This is a genomic window from Serratia sp. D1N4, assembly GCF_054552755.1.
This window is the reverse complement of record NZ_CM137274.1, coordinates 4390254-4407414: the sequence shown is the minus strand read 5'-3', so window position 1 is coordinate 4407414 and position 17161 is coordinate 4390254. Positions and strand designations below refer to the sequence as shown.

The following is a 17161-nucleotide window of genomic DNA, read 5'->3' as shown; positions in this document are numbered from 1 at the left end:
TGTTCTGTTCCGATGGAGATGGTGGGCAATATGGCAGTAATGGCAAAACCCGCAATTGTTGGCGTAGGCATTCAATATAATCCGGAAATACTAGACTGGTTTCCGTTTGAAACGCTGCATGTCGATCTGCTTGAAATACTGTTAGACAACATCATGGCTCCAATGGATGGGCCCCATATTATTCGCCCCGAAATGGAAGCGATGTTGAAAAGACTCGGCGAACGTTTCACTCTACTGGCACATTCAAATTATGGTTGCGATTTTGGCTTTAATCCGCTGGAAGGTACCGCAGCAGTACAACGCCATATTCCATTAGCCAAGATGATCAATAGCCCGTGGGTGGCTAACCACTGTTTTTATGGCGATGATTCCTGGTTGGACATCTGGAGCAGTCCACTACAGTTTTCGCAGAAAGAGGTGATTCGCTGTTCCGATCGCGCAGCCGATCTACAACAACGTTACGGTATCCCTTTGGCCCATGAGAATGCTGCCTATTACCTGCCATGTCCTGGTGCAGAAATGCGCGAGGCCGAGTTTTTGGCTAGGCTGGTACAGCGTTCCGGCACCTTCCTGCATCTTGATTTGCACAATATCTATACCAACTCAATCAACCTGCCAGGTTTCGATTTAGCAGATTATCTTGACACTTTACCGCTAGAACGGGTGATTTCGGTGCATTTAGCCGGTGGTAGCTGGGCTGATGGGTTATATCACGATTGGCATGATGCCGCCGTGCCTGAACCCGTGTGGGATCTATACGAAGAGTTGCTATCGCGAGCATTGCCTTCTGCCATTGTGCTGGAATATCAAGGGCAGGCGCACCATGCGCTGACGCGAGTTATGGATGCCAATGATGAGTCAATGATTGTCAAAGACGTGAAGCGGGCCCAGGCCATCTGGCAGCGCGCCATTAGCGATCAAAAGGCGGTACACGATGGATGCTAAAATTGCCTGGAACACTTGGCGCAGAATCCTGCGGGATGAGGTTTTGCAACAGCAACTCTTTGAGCACCAATGGCAGGCACAAGACTGTGACGCGTTTACACCGGAAGAGCAGGCAGTGATCGCCGTCTATGCTGACAATATTGATCGTGCAAGATGGTTTATCGAAAACTATCAGTTTCGCTTGGTTAACTCATTTATTAACGCTTTGGAAAACGGTGCGCCCTTGACACTACGAGCACTGCTTAACAGCGGTATAGACTTACCGAATCTGTCGCGCGAGTTCTTAAGAGCACACCAATGGCATGATTATGGTCCGTGGGTTTACCGTTATTGCCGCGATATCCTTAACTGGCTGGTGTCTACCTTGCCAACCAGAGATCAACCAGAAGCGCTAGTGGACTTGATGGGACTGGAATCTGAGGTGGTCTCGTTGTATCTGTCGTTACAGCACGGCGCTCCAACGGTAATGGCTCAAGTTGGATATTCCCATACCGGTATGGCGCGTCTCTACCGCAGTAGGTTCAGGCTATCACAATGGCTGCGCGATAAAAAAACGCTGGGGTTGGTTATGCCGCCTGAAGGCGAAGAGCAACTGCTGGTGACCTTACCAGCTCTTAATAGCCGCCATAAATACCTGCTGTTGCCGCAGCGCTGTGCCGCATTGTTCAACCAACCGCCGACTGCTTGTGGTTGCCTTAATGAGAGTGACCTGCCGCATTTGTCGCGCTTAGTGGCCGCGAATGCTCTGATACTGCAGGAGGCAACTCATGAAGTGCTCTGATTATTTTTGGCTGCGTTCTACTGGGTTTTCAGCCGACAACGTGCTTCATGCTACGCCGCTGTCCAGTACGCCTGAATTTGCTTCACTGACAGCGCTGCACCAACGGCGCGAAAGTCTTCGGGAGCAATTTAAGCGGCACATTGCCACCATTGGGGAAGCGCAGTGTCGCAAGTTTGAACGCAAGCTGGATGCTTACCAAGCGGTGAGCGTCAGCGACTTGCCTTTATCGTTACGCGATATCCTGACGAAACCAATTAGCGAATGGCAAAATGTTATCGGTGCTATTGCCGCACAGGAAGAGTCCCTGCGTCCGGAATTTACTGCCTTCAGTGAGCAAATTCGTCAGAAATTGATTGATTTTCTTTCTATTTCTGACGTTGCAGAGGCAGTATTTATTTCCAACCCGGATGCAGCACAGCGAATTGCAGCATTGGTCGCCGAACGTCATGCTCCCAACGATAGCCGTAAAAAACAGAAAATTCGCCTGGGGTGGAGCTATGCCCAGCGTTTTTGCACTAAAAACGACACTTGCAGCTTTTTTGGACCGATCGCCTGGGGACACTTTACCGATCAACAAACTGCATTGGCAGGCGTCAGTATTCCTGTTGGCCCATGGCTTGCTCAGCGGGAAACTTTTTTTGAAAGCTGGGTGATACAGCGCCTTGTCAATCAGGTAAATGTGCAATGCCCAGATCCGACACGTTTGCCGTTGGCGCTTAGCCCCGGCTGTCACCTGCGTGGCGATGTATTACATTATCCATTGGATAAGTCACGCCGTCTTACAGGCCCTGTATTAGAGGTGTTGATCGCATTAGCTGCAGGAGCCACTAGCGAATCGCAACTGTATGATAGGTTGATCGAGGAACCAGGGCCGGCACTTAATCACCTGATCACCGCAGGAATTGTACAACGCGGTTTCCAACTTTCACCACGCGACCCACTTGGATTAACCACTTTATTGCGGGCAATGCGTGCTGCCGCGTTATCGGACGATTTTATTGCCTACTGGTCCGTATGTTTCCAGCGCCTGGAAGCGCAACGTGAATCCTATGCCAGTGGCGATCTACAGCAGCGACAGCAGGCGTTGGCGCAGATGAATCAAACGCTGAGCGAGGTGGGAGTTTCGTTAACTCGGGAAAACGGGAAAATGTATGTCGGACGCTACCCGGTTTATGAGGATTGTGCCCGTGCTACCACCGTGACGTTTAACCGTACTCTGCAGGGACAGCTAGAAGCAGATTTTGCCCCGCTCATGATGCTGTATCAGTGGCTAACTCGCGCCACGGGGGTATTACTGCATCAGGCTTGGTTGGAGATCTATCAAGCGTGTCAGTTGGGTTTATCTCAGCATGAATCAGGCATCAACCTGTTGGCATTTTTACACGAGTTGCAGCCACAACAAGCAGCGATTCAGCAAAGGATTTCCCAACAGATACGTACCATGCTCGACAACGCTTGGCGACCGTTATTGTCCACCTTACACACCGATGAGTTGCATCTTAGCACTGAGCAATTGGCGCAAGTGCTGGATGCCTTAAATAAACAATGCCCGGCAGCACAAAACTTTCCGGTGTTTGGTGATGATTTCCACTCGCCAGACTTTATGCTGGCAGCAGCTAGTCTGGAGGCGTTGAATCAGGGGAAATACCAAGTGGTTCTGGGGGAGACACATCCCGGCGTTCATACGCTTAGCCAGCCGGTCGCAGCGCCGTTTTGCCCGTTTACCAATGAGATCGAGCAAGCGGTCAGCGCGCTGTTTGGCCGTGAGCGGATAGTATTGGCCGACTCACCCGAAAGTTATCAACGTTCTCACATTGATTGGCCGCTCATTGAACGTTACGCCCAGTTGATATTACCTTCCGGTGGGGGCAGTGTTCCGCCAAAAAGATGCTATCCCATAGGCCGTGCATACCTGAGCTGCAAAACAGGGCGCCTGACTGTTGAAGATATCGACGGTGTCTTTCAGGAGGACTTACTGTGTGTCAGTAGCACCACCTTACACCAGCTTTTATTCCAACTGGCGGGTGACGTTTTACCACGAAGCGATCCACGCCGTATCCGCGTGAACCGGACTCTTTATAAACGGCGTACTTGGGTTTTTAACGCCAATATGTGGCCCATAGCAGTGGCCGACGAGTTTACGGCATTTATGCAATGGCAGTGTTGGCAGCAACGGCAAGGGTTACCGCGCTGGGTATTTATCAAGTGTGATAGCGAGCCAAAACCACTGTTTATTGATTTTGAAAATCCGCTTTCTCTAGATGCATTGGCAACAGCGCTGAAGAAATCACAAACGATTCATGTATCGGAAATGCTACCAACTCCTGATGATCTTTGGTTAAACGATGCGCGTGGTCGCGTCTGTAGTGAGGTACGCACCACATTTTCAACCATTAAACAGGAGGTGACCGATAATGCAGAATGAACAGGTTTCTGACTCGTCAGTACAAGAGGCGAAACAGAGTTTCGCCATGTTGTTCTTGACCATCTTTATTCCCTTTGGCATGGGGCACTTCATTTCGTACCTCTACCGTACAGTAAATGCGGTGATTTATAACGACCTCGCCAGCGAACTGCATCTACCCGCAGAAAGCCTTGGGCTATTGACTGGCGTGTATTTCCTGACGTTTGCCGCAGCCCAATTGCCCCTTGGCGTGATGCTGGATCGCTATGGCCCGCGTTCAGTTCAAAGTCCAATGCTGCTGATTGCCGCTTCGGGCTCAGTGGTTTTCGCGTTGTCGCACAGTGAAGTCGGGTTACTGATTGGGCGCGGCATGATCGGCCTTGGTGTGGCCGGTTCACTGATGAGCGCCATCAAGGCCTGTTCTATTTGGTTACCGGTAGATCGTTTGCCACTCAGCACAGCCTGCCTGCTTTCTGTCGGTGGATTAGGGGCGATGGCCTCAACAGCACCTTTACATGCTGCACTGCACTGGGTGACTTGGCGGGAAGCATTCCTGCTGCTGGCGGTTCTGACAGTGCTGGTGAGCGCAGTAATTCACTTTTCCGTGCGAGGCGCGTTTACACCGAAAAATACCCGTTTCAGCGACATGTGCCGCGAAGTGGGCCTTTTATATCGGTCATGGACCTTTTGGCGCTTGGCGCTCTATTCCGTGTTTGCCAATGCGACCTACATGGCCATACTGGCGTTGTGGATGGGACCATGGCTGCATGATGTTGCAGGCTTGAGCAACGCACAAATGGCTAATGCCCTGATGTCTGGCACGGTAGCGATGGTGGCAGGGTCTCTCAGCTTTGGTTGGTTGACCGACTACCTACGTAAATACGGTGTGCAGCCGATCATGATCTGTGGCAGTGGGGTGGCAATGTTCGTGCTATTCCAGGTATTAATGTTAAGCGGTTTGCGGGTTTCCCCCTTTGTGATCACGATGGGTTTCAGCTTCTTTGGTACGGCTGCCACCATGAACTACGCAATTGTTGCCCAATCGGTAGAACCGGCCCTGGCTGGCCGCGTGAGCGCCTCGTTTAATCTTGTGGTTTTCGGGCTTGCGTTTGCTGTCCAGTGGGTTGTAGGTGCCGTAATTGGTCACTGGAGCACCGAATCAGGCAGTTACCCGGTGGTGGCTTACCAGTGGTCACTGGTGTTGCTGATTGCACTGCAATTGCCGGGTTTGCTGTTGTGGTTGACCTTCAAACCTTGGAAGCGCATGCATACATAAAGCATCTTGCACTGCCAATCTGTCCGGGCGTTGAGTTCTTTCAAATTATATCCCCGATCTCATTGAAAACGCTTGATTTTTCTCGTCATAAGGATCATGTTTTTTTGCCATGAAGATATTCATCACCGCAGAACAGAAAATCGGTAACCGAACGGCGAACTCGCGTTGTGTGATTAAAGTAATGTAATAAGCTGGCAGATATTAACTGAAGCTGTTTTCGGCGTAGGGTAATAGCTCGCTGAGCCTATTGTTGGGCCAAGTCGGCAAGCGGGTCAGCACGTCTCGCAACCAGATATACGGGTCGTGGCCGTTGAGTTTGGCGGTTTCCAGCAGACTCAGGATAGCCGCCATCCGTTGCCCAGCCCGTAACGACCCGGCAAAGAGCCAGTTTTTGCGGCCTACGGCCACCGGACGGATACAGTTTTCAGTGCGGTTATTGTCGATGGGCACGCGGCCATCGTCCAGGTAGCGCAGCAACGCTGGCCAACGTTTCAGGGTATAGTCCAGCGCCTTGCGCAGCCCCGAGTTGGGTGCCGTGTGTGTTTGTTGCAACAACAGCCATTGATAGAAGGTCTCCAGCCGGGGTTTGGCGTATCGCCGTCGCCATTGGCGTTTCTTATCCGCCGACCGAGGTTTGATTTTACGCTCAAGCTTACAAAGCTCACGGATGGTGTCTAGCGCAACCTTGGCTACCGGGCTTTTGTTGGCGGTAAACAGCTCGAAGAACTTGCGCCGGGCGTGCGCCCAACACCCCGCTTCAAGCGCCTGGCCACTGTCGAACAACGCCTGGTAACCGGCATAACCGTCTACCACCAGAGTACCGCGCCAGCCCTCAAGCACATCGCGGGTATACTGACCACTGCGCCCCGGTTGGCAGTCATAAAGCACGATTGACCGGTCAGCCCCCTGCGCGGTGATATAAGCCCACAGGTAGTCGCGTTGGGTTTTGCCCTTGCCGGGGTCGAGGAGGGAGAGCGGCGTTTCGTCAGCCTGCAGGACCGGGTGTTGCAGCAGGTCCTGATGCAGCGCCTGGGCCAACGGTTTCAGAGCCGCCCCCACCGCGCCGAACCAGCCCGCCAGCGTACTGCGAGGCAGGTCGATACCGCTGCGCTGATATATCGCCTGCTGACGGTAGAGTGGCAGATGATCAAGGCTCTTGGCACACACCACCTGTGGGCACACTATACAGTCTTCTGAAGGATACGGTCATGCCTTGCAACAGCTCGATGCAGTTTATGTTCGAAACAGGTGGCCAGCACTCGTCTGGCAAATGGATATTGCTGAAATGTTTTCGCATTTCCGGCAGGTAGCTCTTTGATTATTTTTTCGATCAATCCTGGGGAACATCTGGTGACTTGTGAACAGTTATTAACATTTGATGCGCTGTTAGACCATTATTTTTTCAGTCACGCGGTCCGTAATGACACCGAGTGGAGTTATCGAAAGGTGGTGAGGACTTTTTTAAGGTTTACCACTAAAAATCCGAATGAGGTTGATAACAGAGTGGTGCTCGAATGGCGCAGGCATGTCTTGAAGGAGCAGCAATTACAGGCGACGACCTGGAATAATAAAGTCACACATATGAGGGCGCTATTCAATTTCGGGATGAAGAACGGGCTACTACAGCATAAGGATAACCCTTTTAATAAAGCGGTGGTTAGGGCAGGGAGGAAAAAGAAGAAAATCCTGACCGAGGCGCAGACGGATGCCGTCTATCGTTTGATGGCGCACTATGAGGAGCGTGAGCGTTTGCAGGCCATGAGTCTGGCGGTGAACTGGCGTGTCCATGCTTGCCAGCCTGCCTGGTTCTGGCTGACGGTGCTTGATACCCTCAGTTACACCGCGATACGTCAAAACCAGCTTCGTCATATACGTATCTGCGATGTCAATCTTGAAGAACGCTGGCTGGATTTGATTATCGCGGGAGCCAAGAATCACCGCGAACTGCGTATCCCCATTATTACCGAGCTATTCCCCCGCTTGGAGATACTGGTGACCCGTTCATTAGAAGCAGGTGCTGAACCGGAAGATCAATTGTTCAATGTGAACCGTTTTGATGTGGGACGCAGGGCAAAACAACAGGGTGCAATGACTGATATGGGCATCTATCCCATTCGGGCCTTTTTTCGGCGACTTTCCCGAGAATGCCGGTTTGTTGTCAGTCCTCATCGTTTTCGGCATACGGTGGCCACCAACATGATGAAGTCCCCGGATCGCAATATTCAGGCTGTCAAACGTCTGCTGGGGCATTCGAGTTTACGTTCTACGCTGGAGTACATTGATGAAGATGTGGAGAGTTTGCGGGAGATTATGGAGCAGGAGTTCAAGCGTTAGGTGAACTATACGGTGAGTATAGCGTATCCCCTTGACATAATTTGACATTTGAATGCGAAGTCTGTAAGAATTGGATGCGAAAAAAAACCGCCTGTTACAGCAGGTGGCTTTTCAAGAGCCTTTTTACAATAACCGGGTAATGGTAGCACTGAATAAAATCAATCAGTCATTTAACCTGGGTTATCGTGTGCTTTGACTCGTTTTCGAACCCGTCATTTTTTCATCCTGAATGAATGACAAGCGCTTCTGAATTTGATGGTGCCCGGACTCGGAATCGAACCAAGGACACGGGGATTTTCAATCCCCTGCTCTACCGACTGAGCTATCCGGGCAACGGGGCGCATTAAACCGTATTTGCCCGTATCTCGTCAATCGCTTTCTGTCATAAACCCGATCGGTTGCTCTATTTTCATTCAGTCTGTGGAGGCACTCTGTCGTCATAAGACAAATAGATATGCAATAAAATCGTGTATTTATATAATCATATTTTCTGGATTTTATTTTTTTGTATTAAATTACAAATAGTTAGCATGGCTATCATCCCAGGGTGAACCTCTTAATAGTTACTTGAACCTCATAAAAAAACGTGCAATCATTGCGCGAATTTTGCTATCCATCTATCGCACAATGGTGATCATGCTCATCAAAATCAGAGGGTTACAGACATGACTGGTTTCGTTATTCAAGCATTGCTGTGCGCCAGACATCTGATGATGCCGTTATCCCGCCGTCGTTATTCCCGAATAATATTCCCGCGATTACCTCTGCACACTATGCGGTAAGGCCACTTTATGCTCGCTGTTAGGCATTATTAAAAATAGAGCTAATGCTCTGATTTTACTGATGTCTATCGGTCGCTGCCGATCCCAGCCCTCGATAGCTGCCTGATGTTGACCCGCATCAGCCGACCCTGTTTGCGCCTCTGGCTACAACACCGTGCATCACTTTGCCGGGATAACCTTGGTTATCTCATTATGTGCCCTAGGGCACACCCTCATCCTTAACCGTTTGAGAGTCAGCACTATGAAAGAATTGAAAATAGCAACAAGTGCCAGCCTGGTTGCCAGCATCGAAACCCTACGCCAGATTGTCCGCGTGGAACAAACCGACTATACCGATGTGGCGGCGGCTGTGGTGTCCGTTGAGGACGTGAACGCCGGCATTCTCGAAACGCTTAAGACGACCGGTTTTGGCATCCCGACGTTTGTTGCTGTGGAAGGGGATGAACATCTTTCCCCGGATTACCTGCCGTTGATTAGCGGTGTGTTTGCGCTTGCTGCGGCGACCAAAGCGTTTTATATGGCACAGTTGGAAGCTGCCGCCGATGCTTACGAACAGGCGCTCCTGCCACCGTTTTTCAAAACGCTGAAAACCTATGTGGAAATGGAAAATTCAACCTTCGCTTGCCCAGGGCACCAAGGTGGTGAGTTTTTCCGTAAGCATCCGGCAGGGCGCAAGTTTTTTGAATTCTACGGTGAGAAGATTTTCCGTTCGGACATGTGCAACGCCGATGTGAAGCTTGGCGATCTGCTGATCCACGAAGGCTCGGCGAAAGATGCACAAAAGCATGCTGCTAAAGTGTTCAATGCCGACAAAACCTACTTTGTACTAAACGGTACCTCGGCGGCCAATAAAGTAGTGACCAATGCGCTGCTGACGCGCGGCGATCTGGTGCTGTTCGATCGTAACAACCATAAATCTAACCATCACGGTGCGTTGATCCAGGCCGGAGCGACGCCGGTGTATCTGGAAACCGCGCGCAACCCGTTTGGCTTTATTGGCGGGATCGACTCCCGCTGTTTTGATGAGCGCTACCTGCGTGAGCAAATCCGTGACATCGCGCCAGAGAAAGCTAATACGGCGCGGCCTTTCCGTCTGGCGATCATCCAGCTTGGCACCTATGACGGCACGATCTATAACGCCCGCCAGGTGATCGACACCATCGGCCACCTGTGCGATTACATCCTGTTTGATTCCGCCTGGGTGGGTTACGAAGGGTTTATTCCGATGCTGAAAGAGTGCTCGCCGCTGCTGCTGGAGTTGGATGAACTCGATCCCGGCATTTTTGTCACTCAGTCAGTGCATAAACAGCAGGCCGGGTTCTCGCAGACTTCGCAGATCCACAAGAAAGACGATCATATTAAAGGCCAAAAACGCCACTGTAATCACAAACACCTCAACAATGCGTTTATGCTGCATGCGTCGACCAGCCCGTTTTACCCGCTGTTTGCCGCGCTGGATGTTAACGCCAAAATGCACGCCGGGGCCGCTGGCCGCCGCATGTGGATGGAGTGTGTCAAGCTGGGGATTGAAACGCGCAAACAGTTGCTGGCACGCTGTACGCAGTTGAAACCTTTTATTCCGCAGCAGGTGGCTGGCAAAGACTGGCAGGATTACGATACCGAACTTATTGCCAACGATGCGCGTTTCTTTAACTTTGTGCCGGGCGAGAAATGGCATGGATTTGAGGGCTATGCGCAGGATCAGTATCTGGTGGATCCTTGCAAACTACTGCTGACCACGCCGGGTATTGATGCCGCAACGGGGCAATACACCGAGTTCGGCGTACCGGCGACCATTCTGGCCAACTTCCTGCGTGAGAACGGCATTGTGCCGGAAAAGTGCGATCTTAACTCGATCTTGTTCCTGCTGACCCCGGCGGAAAATCCGGCCAAGATGGATAACCTGGTGGATATGCTGGTGCAGTTCGAGCGCTACATTGAGCAGGATGCACCGTTGAGCGAGGTTTTGCCGACGGTGTACCGCAAGAACGAGCAGCGTTACCGGGGTTACACCATCCGGCAACTGTGTCAGGAGATGCACGATCTGTACGTCAGCTTCGACGTGAAGCAACTGCAAAAAGAGATGTTCCGCCAGGATCACTTCCCGCCGGTGGTGATGAACCCGCAAGATGCCAACGTGGAGTTTATCCGCGACAACGTCGAACTGGTGCCCATCGGCCAGGCGGAAGGGCGCATTGCGGCGGAAGGTGCGTTGCCGTACCCACCGGGCGTGCTGTGTGTGGTGCCGGGGGAAGTGTGGGGCGGGGCGGTTCAGCGCTATTTCCTGGCGCTGGAAGAGGGCATCAACCGCTTACCGGGTTTTTCCCCTGAGTTGCAGGGCGTGTATATCGAGAAGAAGGATCACGGCTGGAAGCGAATTTTCGGCTATATGATCAAGCAGTAAAACAGCAGGGCCGATGAGATTATGCATAGGCCCTGATGGTTTATGGCACTACATTACTTGCGGCGATAACTCTTCTGCGCGTTATTCACTTTCACCAGATAGCGGCGCGATTCACTCGCCGGATGCTTGGTGGTCAGCGTTTGATAAATATCACCCGGCTGCATGCCGTTGATAATCGTCACCGCCTTGGCTTTGTCGCTGTTGAACACCCGCAACACGCTGCCTGCTCCGCCGTTATAAGCGGTGATTACCGCATAGCGACGTGAGGTCGGGTTCTGAATTCCGCCCAGATAGTTGTTCTGCAGAATGGCCAGATATGCGGTACCGGTATCAATATTATTTTCTGGATCAAATAGATAGCTGCGGCTTGGCGTGCCCCATTTACCTTTCATCTGGAACACGTCTTTACCAGCGGTATGTTGCACTACCTGCATCAGGCCCAGCGCATCGGAACCGCTCACCGCATACGGGTTAAAGCTGGATTCGGTCTGCATGATAGCCAGGATCAGCGATTCTTCAATCCCGTACTTCTCAGAGGCTTTACGTACCATCGGCAGATATTTGTGCGCGCGTTTATCCAAGTGGTTAGGCACCAGTTGGATGGTGACCGAGGTAATCACGTGCAGGCCGGAGGTGCGCTTTTGCAAGCGGGTTTGCAGCAGGTAGTCGGCGAAATGCGCCGCACGCCATTCCCAGCGGATCGGTTGACCGTTGTTATCCAGCACCTGGCCGTACAGGAACGGCTCTTTACTGATCTGGATATCGTTGACGTCGGAATAAAGGTCGATAGACCCCGGATCGTCGCCCATCAGCAAGGTGCTGATAATCGCCTGGCGCAGATGGCTGGCAGGATCGGTAGTGGCAATAGTCTCGACCGTGATGGTGCCCGAATCAAAGTTGATGTGGCTACGGGTCTGATATTGGTCGGTATATTTAACGTAATCTTTTGGCCCCGCGATCAAAACTTCTTTCAGGCCCCAGATATTCTCAATGTTGTGGGCAAACTGACCCATCAGAATCTCGAAGCCGTTGGTATCTTTGACCAAGGCCTCGCTGGCTTCTTCATTTTTTTGGCCGGAACAGGAGATCAGCAAAGGCGCTATGACTAGCAAAGCTAAAATTTTCTTCATTTTAAAGCCGTCTACGAGATCAAAAGGGCCAGCGCCTGGCCCGGAAAATATTATTCGCTTGGCGGTGTGTAACCTTCAATATGAACGTCATGCCCTTCGAACAGAAAACGGATCATCTCTGCCTCCAGCAGTTTGCGGTCATCAAGGTTCATCATGTTGAGTTTTTTCTCGTTGATCAGCATGGTCTGCTTTTTCATCCATTCGCCCCAGGCCTCTTTGGAGATCTCGTTGAAAATACGCTTGCCGACGTCACCTGGATAGAGCTGAAAGTCCTGCCCTTCGGCATCGCGCTGTAGGAAGGTACAAAAAATGGTTCTGCTCATGCTAATTCCTCGTCAATGGCGCTGTTGCCAAATAAACCTTGTTGGATCGGTGGCTGCTTCGCCAGTTGTTGCAACAGGCGTTCGACCGGTGCGGCCAACCCGACCGATGGCGGCTGCGCTAAGTTATACCAGAGACCGGCACCCTCATCCATGGCGCTGGTGGCTTTGTCGATATTCAGCCACATAGGCACAATATCCAAGTGGAAATGGCTGAAGGTGTGGCGGAAAGCGGTCAGTTGCTCCAGGTGGTTACCCTTCAGGCCGCGTTGCTGTAGCCAGAACTCCAGGTCGATGCGGGTAGTGAACTGTGGGAAACAGAACAGGCCGCCCCAGAGCCCGCTGCCGGGGCGCTGCTCCAGCCAAACGCCGTCGCCTTGTTGCAGCAATAAAAAGTAGGCGGTTTTTTCTGGCAATGTTTGCTTGGGCTTTTTGCCCGGATACTTGGCCCAACTGCTGTTGCCGTTGGCGATACAGCCGGTATTGAGCGGGCATAAATCGCATTTCGGTTTGGAGCGGGTGCAGACCATCGCTCCCAGATCCATCATCGCCTGGTTGAACTGGCCCACGCCTTGCGCGGGTGTTACCTCTTCACTGATCTGCCAGAGGCGGTTTTCCACCTCTTTTTTGCCCGGCCAACCTTCAATGGCGTAGCTGCGGGCCAGCACGCGTTTTACGTTGCCGTCGAGGATCGGGTAATGCTGCCCCAGCGCCAAAGACAGAATCGCACCGGCGGTTGAGCGGCCCACGCCGGGCAGATCGACGATTTCTGCAAAGGTTGTCGGGAACTCGCCGCCATGCTGTGCGACAATAGTCTGAGCCGCTTTGTGCAGGTTTCTGGCGCGGGCGTAGTAACCCAACCCGGTCCACAGATGCAATACTTCATCCAGCGGCGCTTCGGCGAGTGCGCGCACGTTCGGAAAACGTGCCATAAATCGCTGAAAATAAGGAATAACGGTGGCAACCTGAGTTTGTTGCAACATCACCTCAGAGAGCCATACTTGATAAGGCGTTTTATCGATTTGCCACGGCAGCGTTTTGCGGCCATAGCGCTGGTACCAGTCAAGCACCACGTGCGAGAACTGTTGCGCTTGCATCATTAGCGGGTTTCGCTCTTCGGCTGATATTTGATGCGCGATTCCAGCATAGTGTGAGAGTGCTGTAAACCGTAACTTTCCTTAGCCGTACAGGATGAATGCTTGCTAAACCAGGGTATCTTTGCATAATGCGCGTTTCTACTCGACATACTTCAAGTTACATGTGCGCTCGCTCACCCCAGTCACAGAGTTATCTATGCTCTTGGGGACTCTCGAGCTTGCCGCCTGCTTGTAACTTGGATTATTTAGAGTATCTCCTAACTGGCAGCCAAACAGACAGAAAGCACTATGATTAATGACGTCATCTCTCCGGAATTTGATGAGAACGGCCGCGCGATGCGCCGTATCCGCAGTTTTGTTCGCCGCCAGGGGCGGTTGACCAAAGGCCAGCAGTATGCGCTGGACCACTATTGGCCGGTGATGGGCGTGGAATATCAGGCTGAACCTGTCGATATCTCCACCCTGTTCGGGCGCGAAGCGCCAACCGTGCTGGAGATCGGTTTTGGCATGGGGGCCTCGCTGGTGACCATGGCGGGCCATAACCCGCAGCAGAACTTCCTGGGAATTGAAGTCCATTCGCCGGGCGTTGGTGCCTGCCTGGCGGACGCCCACGAAGCCGAATTGAGCAACCTGCGGATCATGTGCCATGACGCAGTAGAAGTGCTACAGAACATGATCCCGGATGCTTCACTGGACATGGTTCAGCTGTTCTTCCCGGATCCGTGGCACAAAGCGCGCCACAACAAACGCCGCATCGTACAGACGCCGTTTGTTGAACTGGTGTTGAGTAAATTAAAAGTGGGTGGCGTGTTCCATATGGCCACCGACTGGCAACCTTATGCGGAACACATGCTGGAAGTGATGAACGGCAGCGCAGGATATCGTAATCTTTCCGAGAGCAATGATTACGTGCCGCGCCCAGAGTCACGCCCGGTAACGAAATTTGAATTACGTGGCCAGCGTCTGGGACATGGCGTTTGGGATCTTATGTTTGAGAGGGTGGAATAATGGCTAAGAATCGCAGTCGTCGTTTACGTAAAAAGATGCACATTGAAGAGTTTCAGGAGCTGGGTTTCTCCGTTGCCTGGCGTTTTGCCGAAGGCACTGATGTTGAAGAGATCGACAGCGCGGTAGATGCTTTTATTGACGAAGTGATCGAGCCAAACGGCCTGGCATTTGACGGCAGCGGCTACTTGCAGTGGGAAGGTTTGATCTGCCTGCAAAAAATCGGTAATTGCACCGATGAACAGCGTGAACTGGTTAAAAACTGGTTGGAAGCGCGTAAGCTGAGTGACGTGAAGGTCAGCGATCTGTTCGATATCTGGTGGGATTGATTTCTGCCCGATAAGCGTTGATGCAAGGTGCCTTCACGGCACCTTTGTTTTATCTGGAGTACAACCGCAGTGGTAACAACGTTGGATAACGCGTTGCTGGATGAGATCCTGCAACAGGTGCGCCCGCTGATTGGCCAAGGCAAAATCGCGGACTATATTCCTGCCTTGGCAGAAGTGGCGGCCGATCGTCTGGCGATCGCCGTTTGCACCGTCGATGGCGAAATGTTCCAGGCGGGAGATGCCACAGAGCGTTTTTCTATCCAGTCGATTTCCAAAGTGCTGAGCCTGACGCTGGCGCTAACGCGCTATCAGGAAAGCGAAATCTGGCAGCGGGTCGGCAAAGAACCTTCCGGCCTGCCGTTCAACTCGTTGCTGCAACTGGAAATGGAGCAGGGCAAGCCGCGTAATCCGTTTATCAACCCTGGCGCGCTGGTGGTGTGCGATATGCTGCAAACGCGGCTTAGCGCCCCCAAACAGCGCATGCTGGAAGTGGTTCGCCAGCTTGCGGGGGAGAATGATCTGGCGTACGACGTTCGCGTTGCGCGCTCTGAATTCGAACACTCCGATCGCAATGCCGCTATTGCCTATCTGATGAAGTCGTTTGGCAACTTCGAAAATGATGTGCTGACCGTGCTGCAAACCTATTTCCACTATTGTGCACTGCGCATGAGCTGCGTGGAGCTGGCACGCAGCTTTGCTTATCTGGCCAATCAAGGGCGTGCGCTTAATGGTGATGAGATCATCAGCCCGTTGCAGGCACGGCAGATCAACGCCCTGATGATGACCAGCGGTATGTATGACGGTGCCGGTGAATTTGCCTACCGGGTAGGGATGCCGGGGAAGTCTGGCGTAGGTGGCGGCATTATCGCGATTGTGCCGGACGAATTGTCGATTGCCGTCTGGTCACCGGAGCTGGATGCGTCTGGCAACTCTCTGGCGGGAACTGCGGCACTGGAACTGTTGTCTCAACGCATTAGCCGTTCGATTTTTTAGTTCCATCGCGGATGCAGGTGGAAGGGAGTCAGGAGAAATGATGTTAAATAAAACCGGGTTAGCCTTGCTGTTGTTAGTGGCCTCGCAGGCGCATGCCGAATATCAGTGCAACGTCAGACCCCAGGACGATGTGATTATCAGCCCGCAGAGCGTACAGGTGACTGGCGCCAGCGGTAACCTACAGATTTCCGCCGATGGTGATGTCACCCGTAACGGGCAGGTGTTAAACCTGAATGACACCCAGCGCCAGAAAGCTTTCAGCTACCAGAGTGCGCTGCGTAAAGATCTGCCCTGGATCGATCAGGGCGCGCAGCAGCACTTGGAAAAAGCACGAGCCTCATTGGATAACATCATCGTACAGCAACTGGGCAGCAGCAGTAATGTGCGTAACCGGCTGACTACGCTCAATACGCAGCTCAAGCAGCAGATGAACCGTATTATCGAGCATCGCAGCGACGGCTTGGCGTTCCACCATAAGGCGATCGCACAGGTGGAGCAGGACGGGCGCAATCTGGTTCAGCAAAGCATGGGCGGCGTACTGCAAGATAGCCTGAATGAAATGGGCATTAAACAGGCTGCCAATGCCAACGGTAATCCGCTACAGGCGCTGATGGGCAACCTGGGCGGCTTGCAACAGGCTATTCAGAGCGAATGGAGCAAGCAGGAACAGAGCTTCCAGAACTTCGGTAACGATGTGTGCAACCGCGTTACGGCACTGGAAACCCAGCGTAAGAATCTGATTAATGCGTTGAAGTAAAAAGTATTTAATGGAGCTCACTTTTGACGCCTTAGCGGAGAACTGGCAAGCTGGCTAAACTATAATCAATCAGCGAAAGGATTTGCGTTGATGCCAGTGATATTGCGTTTCAGAGGCTATAAGTTTTTCTTCTATTCAAATGAGGGGACTCCGCGTGAACCTGCTCATATCCATGTTAGGGATGTTCAATTTGAGGCGAAGTTTTGGTTAATGCCTGAAGTTCATTTGGCCCGTAATGACGGTTTCAATGCGAAGGCATTGAAAGAGCTGATCGAAGTGACGGAACTGCATCGCGCTCAGTTTCTGGAGGCTTGGAATGACTATTTCAGCTAAAAGTGTTCGTTTTGACGAGCTTAATATGTGGGTTGAGCTTAATGATGCCAGAACTATTGGCGTGCCTTTGGCTTGGTTTCCACGCCTTTTACAGGCGAGTGCTGAACAACGAGCCAATTATGAGCTCAGTGCTCGGGGTATCCATTGGGAGGATCTTGACGAAGACATCTCTGTTGAGGGGCTTCTAAAAGGGCGGGGTGATATCACCCGCCGCCCACATCATGCCGCCTGAGTAAGATGACAGATAAAAAGCGCTGAACTCTCAGCGCTT

15 protein-coding genes, 1 tRNA gene and 1 pseudogene are annotated in these 17161 nt (G+C 52.1%); 12 read left to right on the top strand and 5 right to left on the bottom strand.

The window, feature by feature from the left end; translation table 11 throughout:
- Window positions 1-30 precede the first annotated feature (30 nt).
- From ACX1CU_RS19790 to ACX1CU_RS19775, 4 genes are read left to right on the top strand one after another with little or no spacing between them, the layout of a single operon-like run.
- Window positions 31-945: an MbnB/TglH/ChrH family RiPP precursor modification enzyme gene (locus ACX1CU_RS19790; RefSeq protein WP_459399929.1), complete on the top strand. Its 915-nt coding sequence runs from the start codon at window positions 31-33 to the stop codon at window positions 943-945.
- Window positions 935-1726, top strand: a complete 792-nt coding sequence (locus tag ACX1CU_RS19785; RefSeq protein ID WP_459399928.1) for a hypothetical protein — start codon at window positions 935-937, stop codon at window positions 1724-1726. Before ACX1CU_RS19790 ends, ACX1CU_RS19785 begins: the two co-directional genes overlap by 11 nt.
- Window positions 1713-4151, top strand: coding sequence for a lantibiotic dehydratase (locus ACX1CU_RS19780; RefSeq protein ID WP_459399927.1), 2439 nt, complete (start codon window positions 1713-1715; stop codon window positions 4149-4151). Before ACX1CU_RS19785 ends, ACX1CU_RS19780 begins: the two co-directional genes overlap by 14 nt.
- Window positions 4141-5406, top strand: coding sequence for an MFS transporter (locus ACX1CU_RS19775; RefSeq protein WP_459399926.1), 1266 nt, complete (start codon window positions 4141-4143; stop codon window positions 5404-5406). The genes ACX1CU_RS19780 and ACX1CU_RS19775 overlap by 11 nt, the downstream gene beginning before the upstream one ends.
- Before the next feature lie 201 nt (window positions 5407-5607).
- On the opposite strand, the pseudogene tnpC reads toward ACX1CU_RS19775, so the two are convergent.
- A pseudogene (gene tnpC, locus ACX1CU_RS19770) lies at window positions 5608-6579 on the bottom strand (IS66 family transposase); the annotation flags it as partial.
- A gap of 141 nt (window positions 6580-6720) precedes the next feature.
- Here tnpC and ACX1CU_RS19765 point away from each other — a divergent pair.
- Entirely contained in the window at window positions 6721-7740 is a 1020-nt protein-coding gene (locus ACX1CU_RS19765; RefSeq protein ID WP_459399925.1) for a tyrosine-type recombinase/integrase, read from the top strand.
- A gap of 256 nt (window positions 7741-7996) precedes the next feature.
- Here ACX1CU_RS19765 and ACX1CU_RS19760 read toward each other — a convergent pair.
- Window positions 7997-8072 (bottom strand) — tRNA-Phe (locus tag ACX1CU_RS19760).
- A 691-nt stretch (window positions 8073-8763) separates the two neighbouring features.
- Here ACX1CU_RS19760 and speF point away from each other — a divergent pair.
- Window positions 8764-10926 carry an ornithine decarboxylase SpeF gene (gene speF / locus ACX1CU_RS19755; protein WP_459399924.1) on the top strand — a complete coding sequence of 721 codons (2163 nt, stop codon included), beginning with the start codon at window positions 8764-8766 and terminating at the stop codon, window positions 10924-10926.
- A 53-nt stretch (window positions 10927-10979) separates the two neighbouring features.
- On the opposite strand, the gene mltC is transcribed toward speF, so the two are convergent.
- From mltC to mutY, 3 genes are read right to left on the bottom strand one after another with little or no spacing between them, the layout of a single operon-like run.
- The gene (gene mltC, locus ACX1CU_RS19750) at window positions 10980-12056 is read right to left on the bottom strand and encodes a membrane-bound lytic murein transglycosylase MltC (RefSeq protein WP_459399923.1); all 1077 of its coding nucleotides are present in this window, start codon (window positions 12054-12056) and stop codon (window positions 10980-10982) included.
- Between the two features lie 50 nt (window positions 12057-12106).
- A complete protein-coding gene (locus ACX1CU_RS19745; protein WP_459399922.1) occupies window positions 12107-12379 on the bottom strand; it encodes an oxidative damage protection protein in 273 nt (90 codons plus the stop codon).
- Complete coding sequence (gene mutY, locus ACX1CU_RS19740) at window positions 12376-13476, bottom strand: A/G-specific adenine glycosylase (RefSeq protein ID WP_459399921.1); 1101 nt, start codon at window positions 13474-13476, stop codon at window positions 12376-12378. Before mutY ends, ACX1CU_RS19745 begins: the two co-directional genes overlap by 4 nt.
- Before the next feature lie 285 nt (window positions 13477-13761).
- On the opposite strand from mutY, the gene trmB reads away from it, so the two are divergent.
- From trmB to ACX1CU_RS19710, 6 genes are all read left to right on the top strand, one after another.
- The gene (gene trmB, locus ACX1CU_RS19735; protein WP_459399920.1) at window positions 13762-14481 is read left to right on the top strand and encodes a tRNA (guanosine(46)-N7)-methyltransferase TrmB; all 720 of its coding nucleotides are present in this window, start codon (window positions 13762-13764) and stop codon (window positions 14479-14481) included.
- On the top strand, window positions 14481-14807 hold the full coding sequence (locus ACX1CU_RS19730; RefSeq protein ID WP_459399919.1) for a YggL family protein: 327 nt from the start codon (window positions 14481-14483) through the stop codon (window positions 14805-14807). Before trmB ends, ACX1CU_RS19730 begins: the two co-directional genes overlap by 1 nt.
- A gap of 69 nt (window positions 14808-14876) precedes the next feature.
- The gene (gene glsB / locus ACX1CU_RS19725) at window positions 14877-15800 is read left to right on the top strand and encodes a glutaminase B (protein WP_459399918.1); all 924 of its coding nucleotides are present in this window, start codon (window positions 14877-14879) and stop codon (window positions 15798-15800) included.
- Between the two features lie 40 nt (window positions 15801-15840).
- Window positions 15841-16557: a YggN family protein gene (locus tag ACX1CU_RS19720; RefSeq protein WP_459402868.1), complete on the top strand. Its 717-nt coding sequence runs from the start codon at window positions 15841-15843 to the stop codon at window positions 16555-16557.
- 90 nt (window positions 16558-16647) lie between these two features.
- On the top strand, window positions 16648-16890 hold the full coding sequence (locus ACX1CU_RS19715) for a DUF4160 domain-containing protein (protein WP_459399917.1): 243 nt from the start codon (window positions 16648-16650) through the stop codon (window positions 16888-16890).
- On the top strand, window positions 16874-17122 hold the full coding sequence (locus ACX1CU_RS19710; RefSeq protein WP_459399916.1) for a DUF2442 domain-containing protein: 249 nt from the start codon (window positions 16874-16876) through the stop codon (window positions 17120-17122). The genes ACX1CU_RS19715 and ACX1CU_RS19710 overlap by 17 nt, the downstream gene beginning before the upstream one ends.
- The last annotated feature ends 39 nt before the right edge of the window (window positions 17123-17161 follow it).

What these genes read in the sequence shown, in the direction of transcription:
- ACX1CU_RS19790 (WP_459399929.1), top strand. Translation starts at nt 31, where the DNA reads ATGGCAGTAATGGCAAAACCCGCAATTGTTGGCGTAGGCATTCAATAT.
- ACX1CU_RS19785 (WP_459399928.1), top strand. Translation starts at nt 935, where the DNA reads ATGGATGCTAAAATTGCCTGGAACACTTGGCGCAGAATCCTGCGGGAT.
- ACX1CU_RS19780 (WP_459399927.1), top strand. Translation starts at nt 1,713, where the DNA reads ATGAAGTGCTCTGATTATTTTTGGCTGCGTTCTACTGGGTTTTCAGCC.
- ACX1CU_RS19775 (WP_459399926.1), top strand. Translation starts at nt 4,141, where the DNA reads ATGCAGAATGAACAGGTTTCTGACTCGTCAGTACAAGAGGCGAAACAG.
- speF (WP_459399924.1), top strand. Translation starts at nt 8,764, where the DNA reads ATGAAAGAATTGAAAATAGCAACAAGTGCCAGCCTGGTTGCCAGCATC.
- mltC (WP_459399923.1), bottom strand. Translation starts at nt 12,056, where the DNA reads ATGAAGAAAATTTTAGCTTTGCTAGTCATAGCGCCTTTGCTGATCTCC.
- ACX1CU_RS19745 (WP_459399922.1), bottom strand. Translation starts at nt 12,379, where the DNA reads ATGAGCAGAACCATTTTTTGTACCTTCCTACAGCGCGATGCCGAAGGG.
- mutY (WP_459399921.1), bottom strand. Translation starts at nt 13,476, where the DNA reads ATGATGCAAGCGCAACAGTTCTCGCACGTGGTGCTTGACTGGTACCAG.
- trmB (WP_459399920.1), top strand. Translation starts at nt 13,762, where the DNA reads ATGATTAATGACGTCATCTCTCCGGAATTTGATGAGAACGGCCGCGCG.
- ACX1CU_RS19730 (WP_459399919.1), top strand. Translation starts at nt 14,481, where the DNA reads ATGGCTAAGAATCGCAGTCGTCGTTTACGTAAAAAGATGCACATTGAA.
- ACX1CU_RS19720 (WP_459402868.1), top strand. Translation starts at nt 15,841, where the DNA reads ATGTTAAATAAAACCGGGTTAGCCTTGCTGTTGTTAGTGGCCTCGCAG.
- ACX1CU_RS19715 (WP_459399917.1), top strand. Translation starts at nt 16,648, where the DNA reads ATGCCAGTGATATTGCGTTTCAGAGGCTATAAGTTTTTCTTCTATTCA.
- ACX1CU_RS19710 (WP_459399916.1), top strand. Translation starts at nt 16,874, where the DNA reads ATGACTATTTCAGCTAAAAGTGTTCGTTTTGACGAGCTTAATATGTGG.